12 protein-coding genes and 2 pseudogenes are annotated in these 16601 nt (G+C 72.0%); 6 read left to right on the top strand and 8 right to left on the bottom strand.

The window, feature by feature from the left end; genetic code table 11:
• Positions 1–200: 200 nt before the first annotated feature.
• From ACIRVH_RS16275 to ACIRVH_RS16265, 3 genes are read left to right on the top strand one after another with little or no spacing between them, the layout of a single operon-like run.
• The gene (locus tag ACIRVH_RS16275; RefSeq protein ID WP_403953179.1) at positions 201–2714 is read left to right on the top strand and encodes a DUF4132 domain-containing protein; all 2514 of its coding nucleotides are present in this window, start codon (positions 201–203) and stop codon (positions 2712–2714) included.
• Complete coding sequence (locus ACIRVH_RS16270; protein WP_403953176.1) at positions 2714–5059, top strand: DUF4132 domain-containing protein; 2346 nt, start codon at positions 2714–2716, stop codon at positions 5057–5059. The genes ACIRVH_RS16275 and ACIRVH_RS16270 overlap by 1 nt, the downstream gene beginning before the upstream one ends.
• Positions 5059–5451 carry a hypothetical protein gene (locus ACIRVH_RS16265; protein WP_403953173.1) on the top strand — a complete coding sequence of 131 codons (393 nt, stop codon included), beginning with the start codon at positions 5059–5061 and terminating at the stop codon, positions 5449–5451. The genes ACIRVH_RS16270 and ACIRVH_RS16265 overlap by 1 nt, the downstream gene beginning before the upstream one ends.
• Positions 5452–5465: 14 nt before the next feature.
• Here the strand turns inward: ACIRVH_RS16265 and ACIRVH_RS16260 are convergent.
• The 8 genes and pseudogenes from ACIRVH_RS16260 to ACIRVH_RS16225 all read right to left on the bottom strand — a co-directional run.
• Positions 5466–6346: pseudogene (locus ACIRVH_RS16260) on the bottom strand (NAD(P)-dependent alcohol dehydrogenase); the annotation flags it as partial.
• An 89-nt stretch (positions 6347–6435) separates the two neighbouring features.
• Positions 6436–6699, bottom strand: a pseudogene (locus tag ACIRVH_RS16255) (helix-turn-helix domain-containing protein); the annotation flags it as partial.
• Between the two features lie 250 nt (positions 6700–6949).
• The gene (locus tag ACIRVH_RS16250; protein ID WP_403953170.1) at positions 6950–7819 is read right to left on the bottom strand and encodes a carbohydrate ABC transporter permease; all 870 of its coding nucleotides are present in this window, start codon (positions 7817–7819) and stop codon (positions 6950–6952) included.
• Positions 7816–8781 (bottom strand): carbohydrate ABC transporter permease, encoded by a 966-nt coding sequence (locus ACIRVH_RS16245; RefSeq protein WP_403953168.1) that lies wholly within the window; start codon positions 8779–8781, stop codon positions 7816–7818. The genes ACIRVH_RS16250 and ACIRVH_RS16245 overlap by 4 nt, the downstream gene beginning before the upstream one ends.
• A complete protein-coding gene (locus ACIRVH_RS16240; RefSeq protein WP_403953165.1) occupies positions 8775–10127 on the bottom strand; it encodes an ABC transporter substrate-binding protein in 1353 nt (450 codons plus the stop codon). The genes ACIRVH_RS16245 and ACIRVH_RS16240 overlap by 7 nt, the downstream gene beginning before the upstream one ends.
• Positions 10124–11110 (bottom strand): GNAT family N-acetyltransferase, encoded by a 987-nt coding sequence (locus ACIRVH_RS16235; protein WP_403953163.1) that lies wholly within the window; start codon positions 11108–11110, stop codon positions 10124–10126. The genes ACIRVH_RS16240 and ACIRVH_RS16235 overlap by 4 nt, the downstream gene beginning before the upstream one ends.
• Positions 11111–11185: 75 nt before the next feature.
• Positions 11186–12382 (bottom strand): exo-beta-N-acetylmuramidase NamZ domain-containing protein, encoded by a 1197-nt coding sequence (locus ACIRVH_RS16230; RefSeq protein ID WP_403953161.1) that lies wholly within the window; start codon positions 12380–12382, stop codon positions 11186–11188.
• Between the two features lie 193 nt (positions 12383–12575).
• Entirely contained in the window at positions 12576–12917 is a 342-nt protein-coding gene (locus ACIRVH_RS16225) for an IclR family transcriptional regulator C-terminal domain-containing protein (RefSeq protein WP_403953158.1), read from the bottom strand.
• Here ACIRVH_RS16225 and ACIRVH_RS16220 point away from each other — a divergent pair.
• The 3 genes from ACIRVH_RS16220 to ACIRVH_RS16210 all read left to right on the top strand — a co-directional run bounded on the left by ACIRVH_RS16220 (position 12852) and on the right by ACIRVH_RS16210 (position 16589).
• Entirely contained in the window at positions 12852–13340 is a 489-nt protein-coding gene (locus ACIRVH_RS16220; protein ID WP_403953156.1) for an MBL fold metallo-hydrolase, read from the top strand. The two genes, ACIRVH_RS16225 and ACIRVH_RS16220, sit on opposite strands and share 66 nt — an antisense overlap.
• A gap of 60 nt (positions 13341–13400) precedes the next feature.
• Entirely contained in the window at positions 13401–14249 is an 849-nt protein-coding gene (locus ACIRVH_RS16215; RefSeq protein ID WP_403953153.1) for an oxygenase MpaB family protein, read from the top strand.
• A 120-nt stretch (positions 14250–14369) separates the two neighbouring features.
• On the top strand, positions 14370–16589 hold the full coding sequence (locus tag ACIRVH_RS16210; RefSeq protein ID WP_403953150.1) for a tetratricopeptide repeat protein: 2220 nt from the start codon (positions 14370–14372) through the stop codon (positions 16587–16589).
• Positions 16590–16601: the final 12 nt, after the last annotated feature.

The raw sequence follows: 16601 nt of genomic DNA, 5'->3' as shown, positions 1-16601 counted from the left end.
CACGTCATCCAGAGCAGAAAGGCCGGTGTGACCTGGACAGCGGTCGCGCTCGGCACCCGGCGCCGGTGCGGATCGCGATGACCGTGCCGACTGTCCTGCTGATGCGCGAACCGTCACCGTGACACGGCGTCAGTCCACACTGCCTGCAGATCCTGGCAGTGGACCGCGCCGTTGTCAGTCCCCCCTGCCATCATCCCGCCATGCTCTACGACACCTTGGTGGCCGAATCCCGTAGGAACGACTCGCTCGACGACCTGCGGTCCGCCGCGCTCGACCGTGTGCGCCGGCTTGTCGATCTCCTGGAACGTCAGCGGACGGAGCCTCGGTGGGACGCCCCCACGGCGTTGCGGGGACCGGAGGAGTTCGAGCGGATCCAGGCGATACGCGCAGCGACCCAGGCCGAGATCGACGGGCTGCTTGCGGCCTGTTCGGAGGACGAGGGCAGGGCGGCGGCCCTGTGCCTCGTGCTGGCCTCCCGCTTCGACGACACGGGATTCTGGCGGTACGACTCCGAGATCGAAGCCGTGATCTCACGGGTGGACGGCTGGACGCCGGACGAGGTCGCGGTGCTGTTGGTCCGTGTCACCGAGTTCGACATGGGCTTCTGGTCCGCCGGTGCCCTGGGGGCGGCGCTGAATGCCGCCGAGCGGCTCGACGCCGACGGGTGCCGTGCAGTCGCGCCGTGGCTGCGGTACGCACACGGGAAGCTCATGAGCGGCGATGCTCCCGCGCACCTGCGCGGGCCGCTCGTCAAACGGCTCCGTGCGCTGCTCGCGAGCGTGGACGAGGCGCACATCCCCGAGGGGTTGATCCCCCCGTACGCCCCTTGGGCAGCCCCGCTGCGCGACCGCGCGACCACGTCGCCGACACTGGAACTGGCCGATTTCGTCCGGCACCTGGCGGGGCTGTCCGGGCCGCGTCCCGCGCAGAAGTGGCGGCGGACGTGCCTCGAACTCGCGGACGCGGCGTCGGCGCGGAACCTCGTGGCCGACGTCCTGCGCGCGCTGGCCGAGGACGATCCGCTGTGCAGCAGGCGAAGCGGTGCGCACACCGCCTGGTTCCACGACGGCTACCACTACCACTACCTCGTCCAGCAGAACGACGGGGACCTGGCCCGCGGCGTCGTCTGGGCGGCCGTGCTGACCGGCGCCCCGGACGCGGTGCGGCATCTCGGCGCGCTCGCTCTGCGGGCCGGCGGCCCCGGAACCGACGTGATCGAGGATCTCAAGCTCGCGGGTGCGGCGATCAACGCACTGGCCGAGAGCGGTGATCCGGCCTCGCTGGAGGGCCTGTGGCGGCTGCGGTCCCGGATCAGGCACCGGGCTCTGCGCAAGCAGCTCGACACCGCGCTGGTGACGGCGGCCGGGAAGCAGGGCATCACGGCGGAGCAGCTCGTCGAGCGCAGCGTGCCGGACCACGGCCTGGCGCCGGACGGCTCGCTGGAACGGGAGTTGGGCGGATACCGGGTACGGGTGGCCATCGAGGACGCGGCGTCCGTGCGGCTCAGCTTCATCCGCCCCGACGGTGGGACGTCCCGTACGGCTCCGGCGGCGGTGAAGGACGAGTTCCCGGACGAGCTCCTGGAGTTGAAGGCTCTCTCCAAGGAGGTGCGGGGGACGCTGTCCGGGGAGCGGGCCCGCGTCGAGGCGTTGATGTCGGCCGGGCGCCAGTGGCCGTACGACGAGTGGTGCCGCTACTACCGCGACCATCCGGTCACCGGGGCTCTCGTGCGCGGTCTGATCTGGGAGTTCCAGGACGCGGACGGCGAGTGGCGTGCGGTGGCGCCGACGGCGGGGCCGCCCGGTGCGCCCGTACGCGTGCGGTTGTGGCATCCGATACGAGCCTCGACGGGCGACATCAGGGCGTGGCGGGAGCGGCTCGTCGCCGAGCGGCTGCGGCAGCCGTTCAAGCAGGCCTTCCGGGAGATCTACCTGCTCACCCCGGCGGAGGAGGAGACCGGCGGCTACTCCAACCGGTTCGCCGCCCACATCGTCCACTACCGGCAGCTCTACGCGCTGTTCAAGGAGCGCGGCTGGCAGGCCAACTTCCTCGGCCGGTACGACGGCGGCTACGACGGCCTGGCGCGGGCCGAGTTCGGCGACGGCGCGTGGCGGGCCTGCTTCCACCACGAGCCCGCAGCGGACGACGACGGCGGTTACGCACCCGAGCACGCCGCGACGGACCAGGTCCGCTTCGAGCGGCGGAACGGCCGCCAATGGCGGGAGGCTGCGCTCGCCGAGGTGCCCCCGCTGGTGTTCAGCGAGGCGATGCGGGACGTCGACCTGTTCGTGGGCGTGACCTCGATCGCCGCCGACCCCGACTGGGCCGACCGGGGCGAGGACCGCTACGCCGGGTACTGGCGCACGGCCACGTTCGGAGCGCTGACGGCGAGCGCCGAGGTCCGCCGCGCGGCGCTGGAGCGGATCCTGCCGCGCCTGAAGATCGCCGACCGGTGCACGCTCGACGGCCGCTTCCTGGTCGTCCGCGGAGACCTGGGCACGTACAAGATCCATCTGGGCTCGGCCAACATCCTGATGGCACCGGACGACGCCTACCTGTGCATCGTCCCGGCACGGCGCGCGGGCGACGGCAAGGTGTTCCTGCCGTTCGAGGACGAACGGCTCTCCCTCATCCTCAGCAAGGCGTTCCTGCTCGCCGCCGACACCAAGATCACCGACCGTACGATCCTCCACCAGATCAAGAGGGGCGCCTGATGGACCTCGCAGCCCGGCTGACACGCGCGCTGACCGACCCGGACTTCACCCTTGAGGACCAGGACAGGAACCCGGATCTGTCGCAGGTCTCCGACGAGCAGCTCGGCAGCCTGTTCGTGGCCGCCTACCAGGTGAGGGCCTCGGCCGCGCACACGATGACGACGGTCCGTTTCGCGGTCGAGGACGCGGTCAGGGAACGGCAGCCGCGTTACACACCCGACGCGTGCCGCCGGATGTTCGAGGTACTCGTCGAGCGATGCGAGGAGTCCGGCTGGGCCGACCTCACCCGCGGCCTGAGTGCGCTGGAGTCCTGCACGGGGCCGCTGCCCGACGTGTCCGAACCGGCCCGTCGCCTGGTCGAGTTCCGGCTGGAGAAGGACACCCTGCGTCAGCCGTACGCACTGCTCGCGGTCGCCGGGTACGCCGGCGACGGAACCCTGCGCGCGGTCGTGGAGCGCCTCTCCCGTGACGTGGGCCCCATCGTCGCGGACGAGATCGCCGTCATGGCCGGCGTCACCCCGGCCGAACGGGCGCTGCTGTCCGACATCGACCGGGACCACAGGTTCGTCTCGCTGCTCGCGCACACGTGGCGCCGGTCGGCCGACAACCCCGCCTACGTGGCCTTCACCCGGCGCGCGCTCGAAGCCGCGGCCGACCGCACCGACGCGATCCGGGCGGGCGAGATCCCCTACCGGGCGGACAAGGCGTTCACGGACCGGGAGATCACCTCGCTCGGACAGGCCCTGCGGGTGGCGCTGCTGCGCGACGAGCCCTGGCTGCCGGAGCTGTTCGAGCGGCTGCTGCCCGGCGTCGCCCTCGCCCCGACGACGGCGAAGACACTCCCCTCGCAGGCCCTGCTGTACGAAGTCGTCCGCGCCGCACAGGACTTCCCGACGCCCGAGCTGGTGGCCGCGATCCGCACCGTGCGCCGGACCGTCCGGCACGCCGGGGTGCCCAAGCAACTCGACAAGATGCTCAAGAAGGCCGATGCGGCGCTGGCCGAACGCACCGACGTGGCGCTGCGGTTGCCGAGGCTGGACTTCGACACCGTATCCGTCGACGGCTCTGCCGCGGGCGGCATCCTGCGCCGCACGGCCGGCGACTACCGGGCCGTCGTCACGGTCACCGAGACCGCCACCCTGACCTGGGAGAAGGACAGCCGTCCGCTGCGCAGCCTCCCGGCGCCGGTACGCCGCGACCACGCCGCCCTGGTCAAGGAGCTGCGCGAGCTGGTGAAACGCGTCAATGCCCAACTGGTCACCCTCGTACGGGCGTTGGAGGGCGGCTTCGCCGTCGAGGCCGTCCACCCGTACGGCTGGTGGCGCACCGAGCTGGCCGGGCACCCCCTCGCCGGTACCCTCGTACGCCGACTGATCTGGGAGATCGAGGTCGCACCCGGCGAGTGGCAGGCCGTACTGCCCGAGACGCACGAGCACCTTCCCGACGCCCCCGACGACGCCTCCGTGCGGCTCTGGCACCCGCTCCGCGCCGAGCCCCACGCCGTGCGGGCCTGGCGGGACCTGCTCACCGAGCGGTGCATACGGCAGCCCTTCAAGCAGGCGTTCCGCGAGATCTACCTGCTCACCCCGGCCGAGGAGCAGACCCGCGTCTACTCCAACCGCTTCGCCGCCCACCTCGTCCACTACCGCAGGATGTTCGCCCTGTTCCGGACCCGGGGATGGAAGAGCGACCTGCTCGGGCCCTGGGACGGCGGGGACGGTGACGAAGCCGAACGCACCCTCGCGGCGGGGGAGTGGCGGGTCCGCTTCTTCCACCGCTGGGCCGAATGGGCGGGCAACGACGAACTGGCGTCGACCGACCAGGTGCGGTTCCACCGACGGGTGGAGGGAGTCTGGCACGAGGCACCGCTCACCGACGTGCCCCCGCTGGTGTTCAGCGAGGCGATGCGCGACGTGGACCTCTTCGTCGGTGTCACCTCGGTCGCCGCCGATCCCGACTGGACCGACGGCGGACCCGTGCGCACCTACTGGGAGCGGGCCGGGTTCGCCGCACTGACGGCGAGCGCCGAGGCCCGCCGCGACGTCCTGGAACGGATCCTGCCGCGCCTGAGGATCGCCGACCGGTGCACGCTCGACGGCCGCTTCCTGGTCGTCCGGGGCGATCTGCGCACGTACAAGATCCATCTGGGCTCGGCCAACATCCTGATGGCACCGGACGACAGTTACCTGTGCATCGTCCCGGCACGGCGCGCGGGGGACGGCAAGGTGTTCCTGCCGTTCGAGGACGAACGGCTCTCCCTCATCCTCAGCAAGGCGTTCCTGCTCGCCGCCGACACCAAGATCACCGACGAGACCATCCTCATGCAGATCAAGCGAGGTGCCTGATGGCCACCGTGACCTTCCGGGACGAGACCGCGACGGGCAAGCCGGTCACCGAGTGGCAGGTCGCCGGGCTGCCGGAGCGGATGACCGTACGGGAGCTGATCAGGCTCCGGGTCCGCGAGGAGGTCGCCCGGCACAACGCCCGACCGAGCGACCGCTTCAACGGCCTCGTCCGCCCCGACGACGCCGAGACGGAGCTGAACGGCTACCGGCTCCGCGAGGCGCGACGCATCGACTGGGAGCGCCAGGCCGAGATCGCCGAGCGTGCCTTCCTGGCCAACGGGTTCTTCGTGCTGGCCGGCGATCGCCAGGTCGAGGACCTCGACGAGATCGTGGATCTCGCTGTCGATCCACAGCTGGTCTTCATCAAGCTCGTCGCCCTCGTCGGCGGCTGAGCCGTGCTCGTGCGTCAGGCAAGCGAGGAGGTGTCCACCACGAACCGGTAGCGGACGTCGGAGGCGAGGACCCGGTCGAACGCCTCGTTGATCTTGTCCGCCGGGATCAGCTCGATCTCTGCGCCGATGCCGTGCTCGGCGCAGAAGTCGAGCATCTCCTGGGTCTCAAGGATGCCGCCGAACAGCGATCCGGCGTACGAACGCCGGTTGGCGAACAGGGAGGGCACGTTCACCGCGAGCGGTTCGCCGGGGGCGCCGACGCTGACCAGGGCGCCGTCGAGGGCGAGCAGCGAGAGGTAGGCGTCGACGTCGATGTTGGCGCTGATGGTGTTGAGGATGACGTCGAAGCTTCCGGCGAGGCTCTCGAAGGTCGTCGGGTCGCTCGTGGCGAAGTGGTGGTCGGCGCCCAGACGCAGGCCGTCGTCCTGCTTCCCGAGCGATGGGACAGGACGGTGACCTCGGCGCCCATCGCCTTCGCGATCTTGACGGCGAGGTGACCCAGACCGCCGAGGCCGACGACGGCGACCTTCTTGCCGGGGCCCACGCCCCAGTGACGCAGCGGCGAGTACGTCGTGATGCCCGCGCACAGCAGGGGTGAGGCGGTGTCGAGCGGCAGGCCGTCGGGGATCCTCAGCACGAAGTCCTCGGTCACCACGATGTGCGTGGAGTAGCCGCCCTGGGTGATCTGTCCGTCCCGGCCGACGCTGCCGAAGACCAGGGTGTGGCCCTTCAGGCAGTACTGCTCCTCACCCTTCAGGCAGTTGGCGCACTCACGGCAGGAGTCGGCCATGCAGCCGACGCCCACGCTGTCGCCGACGGTGTGCCGGGTGACCGCCGAGCCGACCTGGACGACCCGTCCGACGATCTCGTGGCCGGGGACGAGGGGCACTGAGCCCCGCCGAGGCGGCCGAAGCGGGAGGGAACGGCCCGCGGCTCGCCGGGGCTGCGCGCGGCGAGCACGGCGAGGCTTCGCAGGTGCTCGCGCTCGTCCTGCTCCAGTCGCAGTGCGCCGGCCAGGGAGTCGACCACGGACGGGCTGGGATGCCTCTCCCTGCCCTGTTCCAGGCGCGTGTAGGAGTCGACGCTGATGCCCGCGAGGCTGGCCAGCTCCTCGCGGCGCAGCCCGGGTGTGCGCCGCAGCCCGGAGCCCGCCGCGAGCCCGGCCTCGGCGGGCGTCAGCCGAGCGCGGCGGGCGCGCAGGAAGCGCCCCAGCTCGGTGTCGCCGTCGGAGGTGTGCTCACGTGTCATGCCCTTCAGTGTCCTTCGGCACTTACCTGCGCGGGAGGAGCCCGAGGGGCCCGGTCACTCCCCCGAACGGCGCTCCCTGGCACGCCACGGCCCGCCGGCTTCTTCCACGGCCTGCGCACCAGCCTGCTGATCGCGGCGGCGCTGGTTCTCGCCACCACGGTCACGAGCGTGCTGCTCAGGCCCGTCCCCGCGCCTGTGAATCGCCTCGAACCGGGGGCCGCAGCATGAGACCTTCGCCGGTATCCGCTGTCTACTTGAGCCCACTCAGCATGACGCCTCGGATGTAGTACTTCTGCAGCAGCAGGAAGAGGATCAGGACGGGCAGGATGCTCAGGACGAGTCCGGCCATGACGATGGGCATCGTGCGGGTCGGGTCGACGTAGTCCTGCAGGAGCTGGATGCCGACGGGCAGGGTCATCACGTCCGGGTCGGCGGTCGAGACGAGCAGCGCCCAGATGTACTCGTTCCAGGCGTCGACGAAGGTCAGCAGCCCGAGCGTGACCAGGACCGGCTTGGTCTGCGGCACCACGATCCGCCACCACACGGCGAACTCGCCTGCCCCGTCGATGCGCGCGGCCTCCAGGACCTCGTCCGGGATCGAGACCATGAACTGGCGCATCAGGAAGATCCCGAAGCCGTTGACGAGGAAGGGCATGGCGAGCGCCACGATGCTGACGGTCAGGCCCGCGCCGCCGCGCCCGAACAGGTCGTTGCCGCCCGCGAGCGGCCAGTGCACCAGGATCAGGAAGTGCGGGATGAAGAAGAGGAACGGCGGGAACATCATCGTCGACAGCACGAGTCGGAAGACGAAGTTCCGTCCGGGGAAGCGGAGTTTGGCGAGGGCGTAGCCCGCGAGCGACGACGTGAGCAGCACCGATCCGGTGATGACGGCGGTCGCGACGACGCTGTTGCGGAAGAGCACCGGAAGATCGAGCTGGTCGATCGCCGCCCGGTAGTTGGACAGGTCGAACGCCTCGGGCAGGAACCGGTACGGCAGTGTGCCGGACTCGCCGGGCCCCTTGAGGGACGTCATCACCATGTCGAGGAACGGCACCACCGTGAGCACGGCGCCGGTCACGACCACCAGATACGAGAACCACGGGAAGCGGCGGCGGTTCATGCGTCCTCTCCCTTGCGCCGGAAGATCCACAACTGCGCCAGGGTGACCGCGAGGACCACCACGAACAGCACGAAGGCCGCGGCGCTCGCGGTGCCCCAGTCGCCGTACGAGAAGGCCTGCCGGTACATCTCCAGCGCGGCCACGTTGGTCGCGTCACCCGGCCCGCCCTTGGTCATCACGATGATCAGCGCGAACGACTGCAGGCCGGTGAGGAACTGGGTGATGCAGACGAACAGCAGGGACGGTCGCAGCAGCGGCAGCGTGATCTTCCGGAAGACGGTGACGGGCCCGGCGCCGTCGAGTGCGGCGGCTTCGTAGTACGACTCGGGAATGGACTTCAGCCCGGCGGTCAGGATGAGGATCGCCGAGCCGACCGAGGCCCACGCCTGTACGACCACGACGGAGGGCAGCGCGGTGTCCGGATCCTGGAGGAACGGCACCGAGGCGAGCCCGAGGGCGTTGAGGACGCCGTTGACGAGCCCGCCCGGCTCGTACATGTACTTCCACACGTTGCCGACGGCGACGACGGTCGTGACGATCGGCAGGAAGTACAGCGTGCGCCACAGCCCCTGGAACCGCAGGTTGCCGATACAGGTGGCGACGACCACCGAGCCGGCGAGCGCGAGGGCCACCGTGCCCAGGGCGAACAGCAGCGTGTTGGTGAGGATCGGCGCCAGGAACGTCGAACCGTCCGCGAGGAGTGCGGTGAAGTTGTCCAGCCCGACCGGATCGATGTCGCCGAGGTCGAACCCGGCCCAGCGGGACGTCGACAGCAGCAGCGCGAAGCCGAGCGGCAGGATCAGGAAGACCGCGAAGAACAGCAGCGTCGGCGCCAGGAAGAGATAGGCGACGACGGCCTGGCGGCGCCGCCGCCGGGTCGGGCTGCGGCCGTCGACCGCGGGCCCGGCGGAGCGCGGCCCGGGCACTCGCTCGGTCGTCTCCGGCGCCAGGGCGTTCACCATGAGCGCGACACCTCCTGATCGACCTGACGGCGGGTGGTGCGCAGCGCCTCGTCGACCGACTGCTGACCGGTCCACAGCGCCTCGATGTTCTTGCGCAGCAGCGACTTGGCCTGCTGCGCGCCCGGCACGTTCGGCTCCGGCACCGCGTACGCCAGCGCGTCCAGGAACGGGCGCAGATTCGGATCGCCACCCCCGCCGAGAAGCGTCCGCATGTCGTCGGCACGGCCGGTCAGGGCACCGACCGACACCTGCAACGCGCTCATCCGGGTCGCTGGCGCGCCCTTCCCGGCGTTCTTGGCAGCCACCTTCTCGGTGTTGAGCCAGCGCAGGAACTCCCAGGCCTCGCGGGGGTGTTCACTGTCCGCGTTGACGCCCAGCATGAAGCCGGTGGAGAGCGTGGCGCGCTTGTCGCCCGCCGCGGGCACGGGCACGGGCGCGACGCCCACGTCACGGTAGCCCTTGCCCATCAGGCCCTTCAGGTCCACGGTCCACCAGCCGGCGCTGACCACCATGGCCACCTGCCCCGACGCGAACGCCTTGTAGACGTTGACGCCGGGCGCGCTCGCACCCTTGGCGACGAGGCGGTGCTCCAGATCGAACACGGCCCGGCCGGCCGGTGAGTCGATGGCGGTGCTCCTGCCGTTCGCGGAGACGAACCTGCCGCCGGCGGCGTTGAGCAGGGCGAGCGTCTGGCCGACGGTGGTGGAGTCGTCGTAGGTGGACAGCCCGAACCCCTGGACCAGCGTGTTGCCGTACCGGTCCCGCCTGGCCGTGCGGTAGGCCGTCTCCTCCAGCTCCCGCCAGGTGCGCGGAGGTCCGGCGAGACCGGCCTCACGCAGCAGCCGCTTGTTGTAATAGAGGGCGTACGTCTGCACCTCGGTGGGGTAGCCGTAGACCTTGCCGCCTACCGACGCGGCGCCGACCGCGGCCCCGCCGTAGCCGCGCCTGATCTCCTCGGCGTGCTCGGAGGGAGCGGGCCGCAGGACGCCGGCCTGGACGAGCTGGCCGTTCCACAGGCAGTACGGGTGGAGGATGTCGGCGCCCTGGCCCGCGGCCTGCCGGACCATGAACGTGGTCAGCAGGTCCGTGAACTCGACCGCCTTCGTCCTTACCTTGACCCGGTCGTGCGTGGCGTTCCACTCGTCGACCGGGCCCTGCAGAGCCTCCTTCAGCTCCCCGCTCGCGTAGTGGGAGAGCAGGGTGAGCACGATCGGATCCCCGGGACGCCCGGTGCCCCGGTACGGCGCGGCGCATCCGGCGGCGAGCAGCGCCGAGGGGAGCGCCAGCGCGAAGTGACGGCGGTTCAGGCCTCCTGGGGCCCTGGTGCGGCGTGACGACGACGTCATCGTGCGGCCTCCCGGCGCAGCACACGGAACACCCGGGTCGTGGTGAAACCGGCCGTGCGGTACAGGTGGCCCGCCGGGGACCGCTCGCCGGTCCACAGGAACCACGCGGAGTGCGCACCCCGCGCCCGCATCCGCTCCAGGACCAGGTGGAGCAGGACCTTGCCCAGCCCGGTGCCGCGCATCTCCTCCAGCACACCGAACGGGCCGAACCGCTCGTCCACCGACTCGTACGCGCCGTGCATCGCCCAGCCGACCAGGCGGCCCGCGGGGTCCCGGGCGACGACGATCCGGTCGAGCGGCGTGCCCGCGGCCGGACACTCCCGGATCGCGCGCGCCCAGTCCGGGTTGAAGTGGTTCCCGGCGAGGCTGATCAGTTCCACCAGATCGTCGTCGGAAGGGGTGGCGAACCGGTGGCCCCGCGCCGTCAGTTCGTCCGCGCGGCACGCGACATCCTCCGGCAGGCGATAGCCGACCAGGCTGCGGTCCATCGCCGCCGCCTCGTACAGCGTGCGAAAGCCCAGGGACTCGAGGAGCGTGGCCGCTTCCGGGTACGCCTCGACGTCCAGCCCCGGGAGGATGTAGTTCGGGGTGTACGAGGAGAAGTCCACCCGGGTACGGCCGTGTCCGTGCAGCCAGTCGAGGGCGTCGGTCAGCAGCCGTCGGCCGAGGCCGCGTCCGCGGTCGGCCGGGTCGACGTAGAAGAACGGGATCCAGCCCTGCTCCGGCTCCAGGTCGGTGCCGCTCATCGGCGTCAGACGGCGCACCGCGTAGGCCGCGCCGACGACCCGGTCGCCGTCGACGGCGACCCTGAGCCCCTCCGGATCGAAGTTGGCGTCGAGCAGCACCAGGGAGCGGAAGCGGTCCGGCGTGATCGGGTCGGCCGGCGCACTCCGGCGCCACGCCTCCACCAGCTGCGGGCCGTCGCCCGTGCGAAAGCCACGAATCCCGGCCCGGGATCTGGTCGTCGTCGTGCGATCGGTCATCGACGGGGTTGTCCTTCCGGGACGGAGTTGTCCTTCCGGGCAGAGCGGTGGGTGGCGACGGTGGGGCGGGAGGCCTCAGGGATAGAGCAGCACGTCGTCGCCGGCCCACCGGCCGGGCGGTGTCGGCGGATCGCACAGCGGCAGCGGGTCGTCGCCCGCATCGAGGGCGTGCCGCAACCGGTCGGACCCCCAGAGCAGGTCGATGAAGTGACGGTGGCCGGTCCCCTCCGCGCCGCCGTCCTCCATGTGCCATGCGAAGTCGTCCGGGTACAGCCGCCGCAGCGTGGCGAGCATCGCGACGGCGGTGCGTACAGGAGCGAACAGCTCGCGGTCGGTGATGTGGAGCTGGACCCCGCGCAGCGGCCGCCCGGCGTGTTTGTGGAAGGTCGGTACGTACCGCAGATCACGGAAGTGCACTCCGGGCAGGGCGAGTTCGGCGAGCGAGGGCGCGAACCGCGCGTCGATGTACGGGGCCCCGACGATCTCGAAGGGCTGCGTGGTACCACGGCCCTCCGAGAGATTCGTGCCCTCGAACAGGCAAGTGCCGGGGTAGACGGTGGCGGTGGCGGGTGTCGGCATGTTCGGCGAGGGCGCGACCCAGGGCAGGCCGGTGGCCTCCGCGTGCATGGCGCGCTGCCAGCCGACTGCCTCGATCACTGTCAAGTCGGCTGCGCTGCCCGCCTCTTGGGGCACGGCCGACGCGTTGAGATGCCGGGCGAGTTCGCCGCAGGTGAGGCCGTGCCGGACGGGGATCGGGGCGCGCCCGAGGAAGCCGGCCCACGCCGGGTCGAGCAGCGGGCCTTCGCTGACGAGCCCACCCAGGGGATTCGGCCGGTCGGCGACCACGAACCGTACGCCCGTACGGGCCGCCGAGACCATCAGGTCGAACATGGTCCACACGTAGGTGTAGAACCGGGCCCCGATGTCCTGCAGGTCGTACACCAGGGCGTCGACACCACTGTCGATCAGGAGTTTGTCGAGACGCTCGCCACTGCACCGGTAGGTGTCGTAGACCGGCAGGCCGGTGGCGGGGTCCGCCTCGGCGTGCTCGCTCTCACCCGCCTGGCCGGTCCCGTGCAGCCCGTGCTCGGGACCGAACAGGGCGACCAGCCGGACGCCGGCCTCCAGCAGCGCGGGCGCGGCCGGGCGCAGGTCGGGGAGGACGCCGGTGTGGTTGGTCGCCAGCCCGAACCGGCCGGGCCCGGGGAGTCCGGGCGACGCGTGCAGCCGTGCGACCCCGGTCGTCACCGGGACCCGGTCGTCCGTGCCCATCCTTTGCCCCCGTCTGCCGGTGACATCTCCAAGCGATGGTCGGAAATGTACGTGCATACCGGGGAATTTTGCTGGATTTACCAATAGTTCGCACGGACGGCGGCCGCGGTGTCCCCTGCCGCGACCGCCCTTGGCGCGGCGGCGCGAGGAGGGCCCGGACGCAGGACGCCGGTCGGCGATCCCGGTCACGCCCTCACGCTGTGCCCGGCGCCTTCGTCGTGTCGAACAGCAGCGACAGCCGGGGGCACCGGTCCACCGTCACCTCGGCGAAGGCCGTGGCCCGTTTCGCCGTCCAGCGGTCGGCCGGGCCGGACACCGCCACCGAGGCCGCGCCCCGTCGGTCCGCCGTCGGCACGGGTACGGCGACACCTCTGAGCCCAAGGTGGTTGCCCCCCGTGGACACCGCGAAACCGTCGGCGCGGACGGCCGCGAGTAAGGCCCCACCTCCGTGGGGCGGACCGCGTCGCCCGTGCGGGACAGGATCGCCGCCACCTCCTGCGCGGGCAGGTGCGCCAGGATCGCGTGCCCGCTGCACCCCCGGCGCAGGGGAGTGGCCGAGGCCGGCGGCGTCCCGCCCGAGGGGCGCTCGGGGCTGCCCGGGCGGCTCCCGGACCGGCTGCCGAAGCTGCACTGGACGCCGGTCGCCGCGGACGGCACCCTCGTCGACGGCGATCTCGTCGGCGGGTCCGGCGGGCTGCGGGTGATCCACACTCCGGGGCACAGCCCCGGGCACATCGTCCTAAGGCACGAGCCGAGCCGCACGCTGCTGACGGGAGACGCCGTGTTCCACCGCGGCAGGCTCGACCTCGGTCACGCGGCCCTCGCCGCCGACCCCGGACTGCGGGCGGACAGCCTCGGGAAACTGCCGGCGGGCGTCCGTGGGGTCGGCTTATCGCACGGCGCCCCGCTCACCGGGGCGGGGGCCGAGACGTTCCGGAGGTTCGTCGAGAGTCTGTAACCGGCGGTATCGCTCCGCTCCGCGGCCGTGGCATCGTGGTCGCAGGGCGGAGGTGACCCCATGACCGATGCCGACCCGGGGCTGTTCGGCCCCGCCTCGGTGACCTGGCAGGCGCACGGCGACCCGATGATGTGGGTCGCCGGCGTCCGCGCGCTGTACCTCCAGGCGCTGCACCCGCGCGCCGTGCGCGGCGTCATGCAGAACTCCGACTTCCGGCGCGACGCCTGGGGCCGGCTGATGCGCACCGCCAACTTCGTCGGCACCACGACGTACGGCACCGGCGAGGCCGCCGAGCGGGCCGGGGCCCGGGTGCGGAAGATCCACAGCATGCTCCAGGTGAGCGACCCCGACACGGGGGAGCGGTACGGCGTCGACGAGCCCGAGCTGCTGCTGTGGGTGCACTGCGCGGAGATCGACTCCTACGTGCACGTCCTGCGCCGCTCCGGTTACCCGCTCACCGACGCCCAGGCCGACCGGTACATCGCCGAACACCGCGTCAGCGCCCGCCTGGTGGGCCTCGACCCGGACGCCGTACCGGCCGGCCGGGCCGAGATGGCCGCGTACTTCGAGAAGGTGCGGCCTGAACTGGCCGTGGGACCCGAGGCGCGCGCGGTGGACGACTTTCTCCTCCGCCCGCCGACGCATCCCTTCCTGGTCCCGGCGCGGGAGGTGCTGTGGCGGCGCGTGGCGCAGCTGGCGTACGCCTCCCTGCCACCGTACGCCCACGAGTTGTACGGCAGACCGGCTCCCCGACCCGTCGTCGTGACCCGCCGGCTGCGGGCCACAGGCGCCCTGCTGCGGTGCGTTCCCGCACGTCTGCGCTGGCAGCTGCCGCCCAAACACATTCTGCGGGCCATGGCGAGGCTCGGCCCGGACGCCCGACCGGCACCGTACAAACTGGGGCGATAGGCCGCCATACTGGACGAGCAGGGGGGTGTGTCACGGATCGGGCCGCGTCGTACGCGGTCGCGACACGTGGCGCTGTCCCCCGGGGGGCGGGGCGGACAGCGACGGGGGCGACGGCGCGCAATGGGGGAGAACAGGCTGATTCAGGGCCGGTACCGGCTGCTGGACCTGATCGGGCGGGGCGGGATGGGCGAGGTGTGGCGGGCCCGCGACGAGTCCCTGGGGCGGCAGGTCGCGGTGAAGTGCCTCAAGCCGCTCGGCCCGCAGCACGACCCGTCCTTCACCCGCGTCCTGCGGGAGAGATTCCGCCGGGAGGCCAGAGTGGCCGCCGCGCTCTCGCACCGCGGAGTCACCGTCATCCACGACTTCGGCGAGTACGACGGCGTCCTCTACCTCGTCATGGAGCTGCTCGAAGGACGCGACCTGAGCCTGCTCCTGGAGGACAACAAGGGGCATCCGCTGCCCGTGGACGACGTGATCGACATCGCGGAACAGGTCGCCGCCGCCCTCGCCTACACCCATCAACAGGGCATCGTGCACCGCGACCTGAAGCCCGCCAACATCGTGCGTCTCACCGACGGCACCGTGAAGATCTGCGACTTCGGCATAGCCCGCCTCGGCCACGACATCGGCTTCACCGCCCGCCTCACCGGCACCGGCATCGCGATGGGCACCCCGCACTACATGTCCCCGGAACAGATCGGCGGCACCGAGGTCGACCAGCGCAGCGACCTGTACTCACTGGGCTGCGTCCTGTACGAGATCGCCACCGGGGCACCGCCGTTCGACCTGGACGACGCCTGGGCGATCCTCATCGGCCACCGCGACACCCCACCCCTCCCGCCCCGCGCCCACCGCCCCGAACTGCCCACCCCCTTCGAGCGGATCGTCCTCGACCTGCTGGCCAAACAGCCCGAGGAACGGCCCTACGACGCAGGCGAGTTGGGGCGTCGCCTGGCCGCAGGGCGTACGGCGGCCACGTATGTGCCGACGGTCGTGACGGGACGGCCGGGCGCCGCCGGGACGGCCGCGCACGAGACACACCTGCCGGCGTGGACCCGGGGCATGACCACCGGCCACAAGGCGGTCGGTGCCGGACTGCGCGCCGTCCCGCCGGACCCCGGCGCGGCCCTGCGCGGCGCCTGGACCTCCGGGACCCAGGTCGCCCTTCTCTCCCGGCCGGCGCCCGACGCCGTCGCCGCCCTCACCGCACGGCACCACCAGGGCCTCGGCCTGGCCCGGCGCGGCCGCTGGGCCGAGGCACGCGACCTGCACCTGACCGTCGCCGCCGAACGGGCGGCGCTCCTCGGCCCGGACCACCCCGACACCCTCGCCAGCCGCTACGAGGCCGCCTTCACCCTCAGCCGCACCGGCCGGGCCGCCGACGCGCTGCGCGCCTACACCGACGTCGCCACGGCCCGATCGCGCGTCCTCGGCCCCGAGCACCCCGACACACTGGCCGCACGCCAGGAAACGGCCTACATACTGGGCCAGTTGGGCCGCCACTTCGAGGCCCACCAGGGCTACACCTCGGTCCTGGCCGCCCGGATGCACATCATGGGCCCCGACCATCCCGACACCCTGCGCTGCCGCCACAACCTCGCCTTCAACCTCAGCCGGCTCGGGCGCCTGGAGGACTCGTACCGCATGGCCCTCGACGTGGCCGCCGCCCGCGCCCGGGTGCTCGGCCCCGACCACCCCGACACCCTCGTCACCCGCTACGAAGTCGCCTACGCCCTCGGCCAGCTGGGCCGCTGGGACGAGGCGCTGCGCACCTACCGCGAGGTCGCCGACGCCCGCGCCCGCACCCTCGGCGCCGACCACCCGGACACCCTCTCCGCCCGCTACGAGGCCAGCATCAGCCTCGGCCGGCTCGGCCGCAGCGCGGACGCCCTCCGCCTCTACCGCGACCTGATCGAGGACCGCACCCGCGTCCAGGGAGCCACCCACCCCGAGACCCTGCGCGCCCGCCACGGCCTCGGCGTCAACCTCGGCCGCCTCGACCGCTGGGAGGAGGCCCTCGCCGAGGCCCGCGACGTCTGCGCGCTGCGCGAACGCGTCCTCGGCGCCGACCACCCGGACACCCTGGTCAGTCGGCGCGAGGTCGCGGTGGGCCTCGGCTGGCTGGGCCGCTGGGCGGACGCGCTCACCGAGTACCGGCGGGTCGCCACGGCCCGCGAACGCGTCCTCGGGCCCGACCACCCCGACACCCTCGCCAGCCGCAACGACGAGGCCCACTGCCTGGAACAGCTCGGCCGCGGCGCCGAGGCCGTGGAGCTGTACCGCAGAGTCGCCGTACTGAGCCGGCAGCGGGCGTCCGGCGGACACCTGCCCGCACTCTGACCCGCGCGCCGA

Origin of the sequence: Streptomyces sp. NPDC101165, from assembly GCF_044768135.1 — a bacterium.
Classification (GTDB): Bacteria; Actinomycetota; Actinomycetes; order Streptomycetales; family Streptomycetaceae; genus Streptomyces.
This window is presented reverse-complemented; position numbering and strand designations above follow the sequence as displayed.

What these genes read in the sequence shown, in the direction of transcription:
- ACIRVH_RS16250 (WP_403953170.1), bottom strand. Translation starts at nt 7,819, where the DNA reads ATGAACCGCCGCCGCTTCCCGTGGTTCTCGTATCTGGTGGTCGTGACC.
- ACIRVH_RS16235 (WP_403953163.1), bottom strand. Translation starts at nt 11,110, where the DNA reads ATGACCGATCGCACGACGACGACCAGATCCCGGGCCGGGATTCGTGGC.
- ACIRVH_RS16270 (WP_403953176.1), top strand. Translation starts at nt 2,714, where the DNA reads ATGGACCTCGCAGCCCGGCTGACACGCGCGCTGACCGACCCGGACTTC.
- ACIRVH_RS16210 (WP_403953150.1), top strand. Translation starts at nt 14,370, where the DNA reads ATGGGGGAGAACAGGCTGATTCAGGGCCGGTACCGGCTGCTGGACCTG.
- ACIRVH_RS16245 (WP_403953168.1), bottom strand. Translation starts at nt 8,781, where the DNA reads ATGGTGAACGCCCTGGCGCCGGAGACGACCGAGCGAGTGCCCGGGCCG.
- ACIRVH_RS16215 (WP_403953153.1), top strand. Translation starts at nt 13,401, where the DNA reads ATGACCGATGCCGACCCGGGGCTGTTCGGCCCCGCCTCGGTGACCTGG.
- ACIRVH_RS16230 (WP_403953161.1), bottom strand. Translation starts at nt 12,382, where the DNA reads ATGGGCACGGACGACCGGGTCCCGGTGACGACCGGGGTCGCACGGCTG.
- ACIRVH_RS16265 (WP_403953173.1), top strand. Translation starts at nt 5,059, where the DNA reads ATGGCCACCGTGACCTTCCGGGACGAGACCGCGACGGGCAAGCCGGTC.
- ACIRVH_RS16240 (WP_403953165.1), bottom strand. Translation starts at nt 10,127, where the DNA reads ATGACGTCGTCGTCACGCCGCACCAGGGCCCCAGGAGGCCTGAACCGC.
- ACIRVH_RS16275 (WP_403953179.1), top strand. Translation starts at nt 201, where the DNA reads ATGCTCTACGACACCTTGGTGGCCGAATCCCGTAGGAACGACTCGCTC.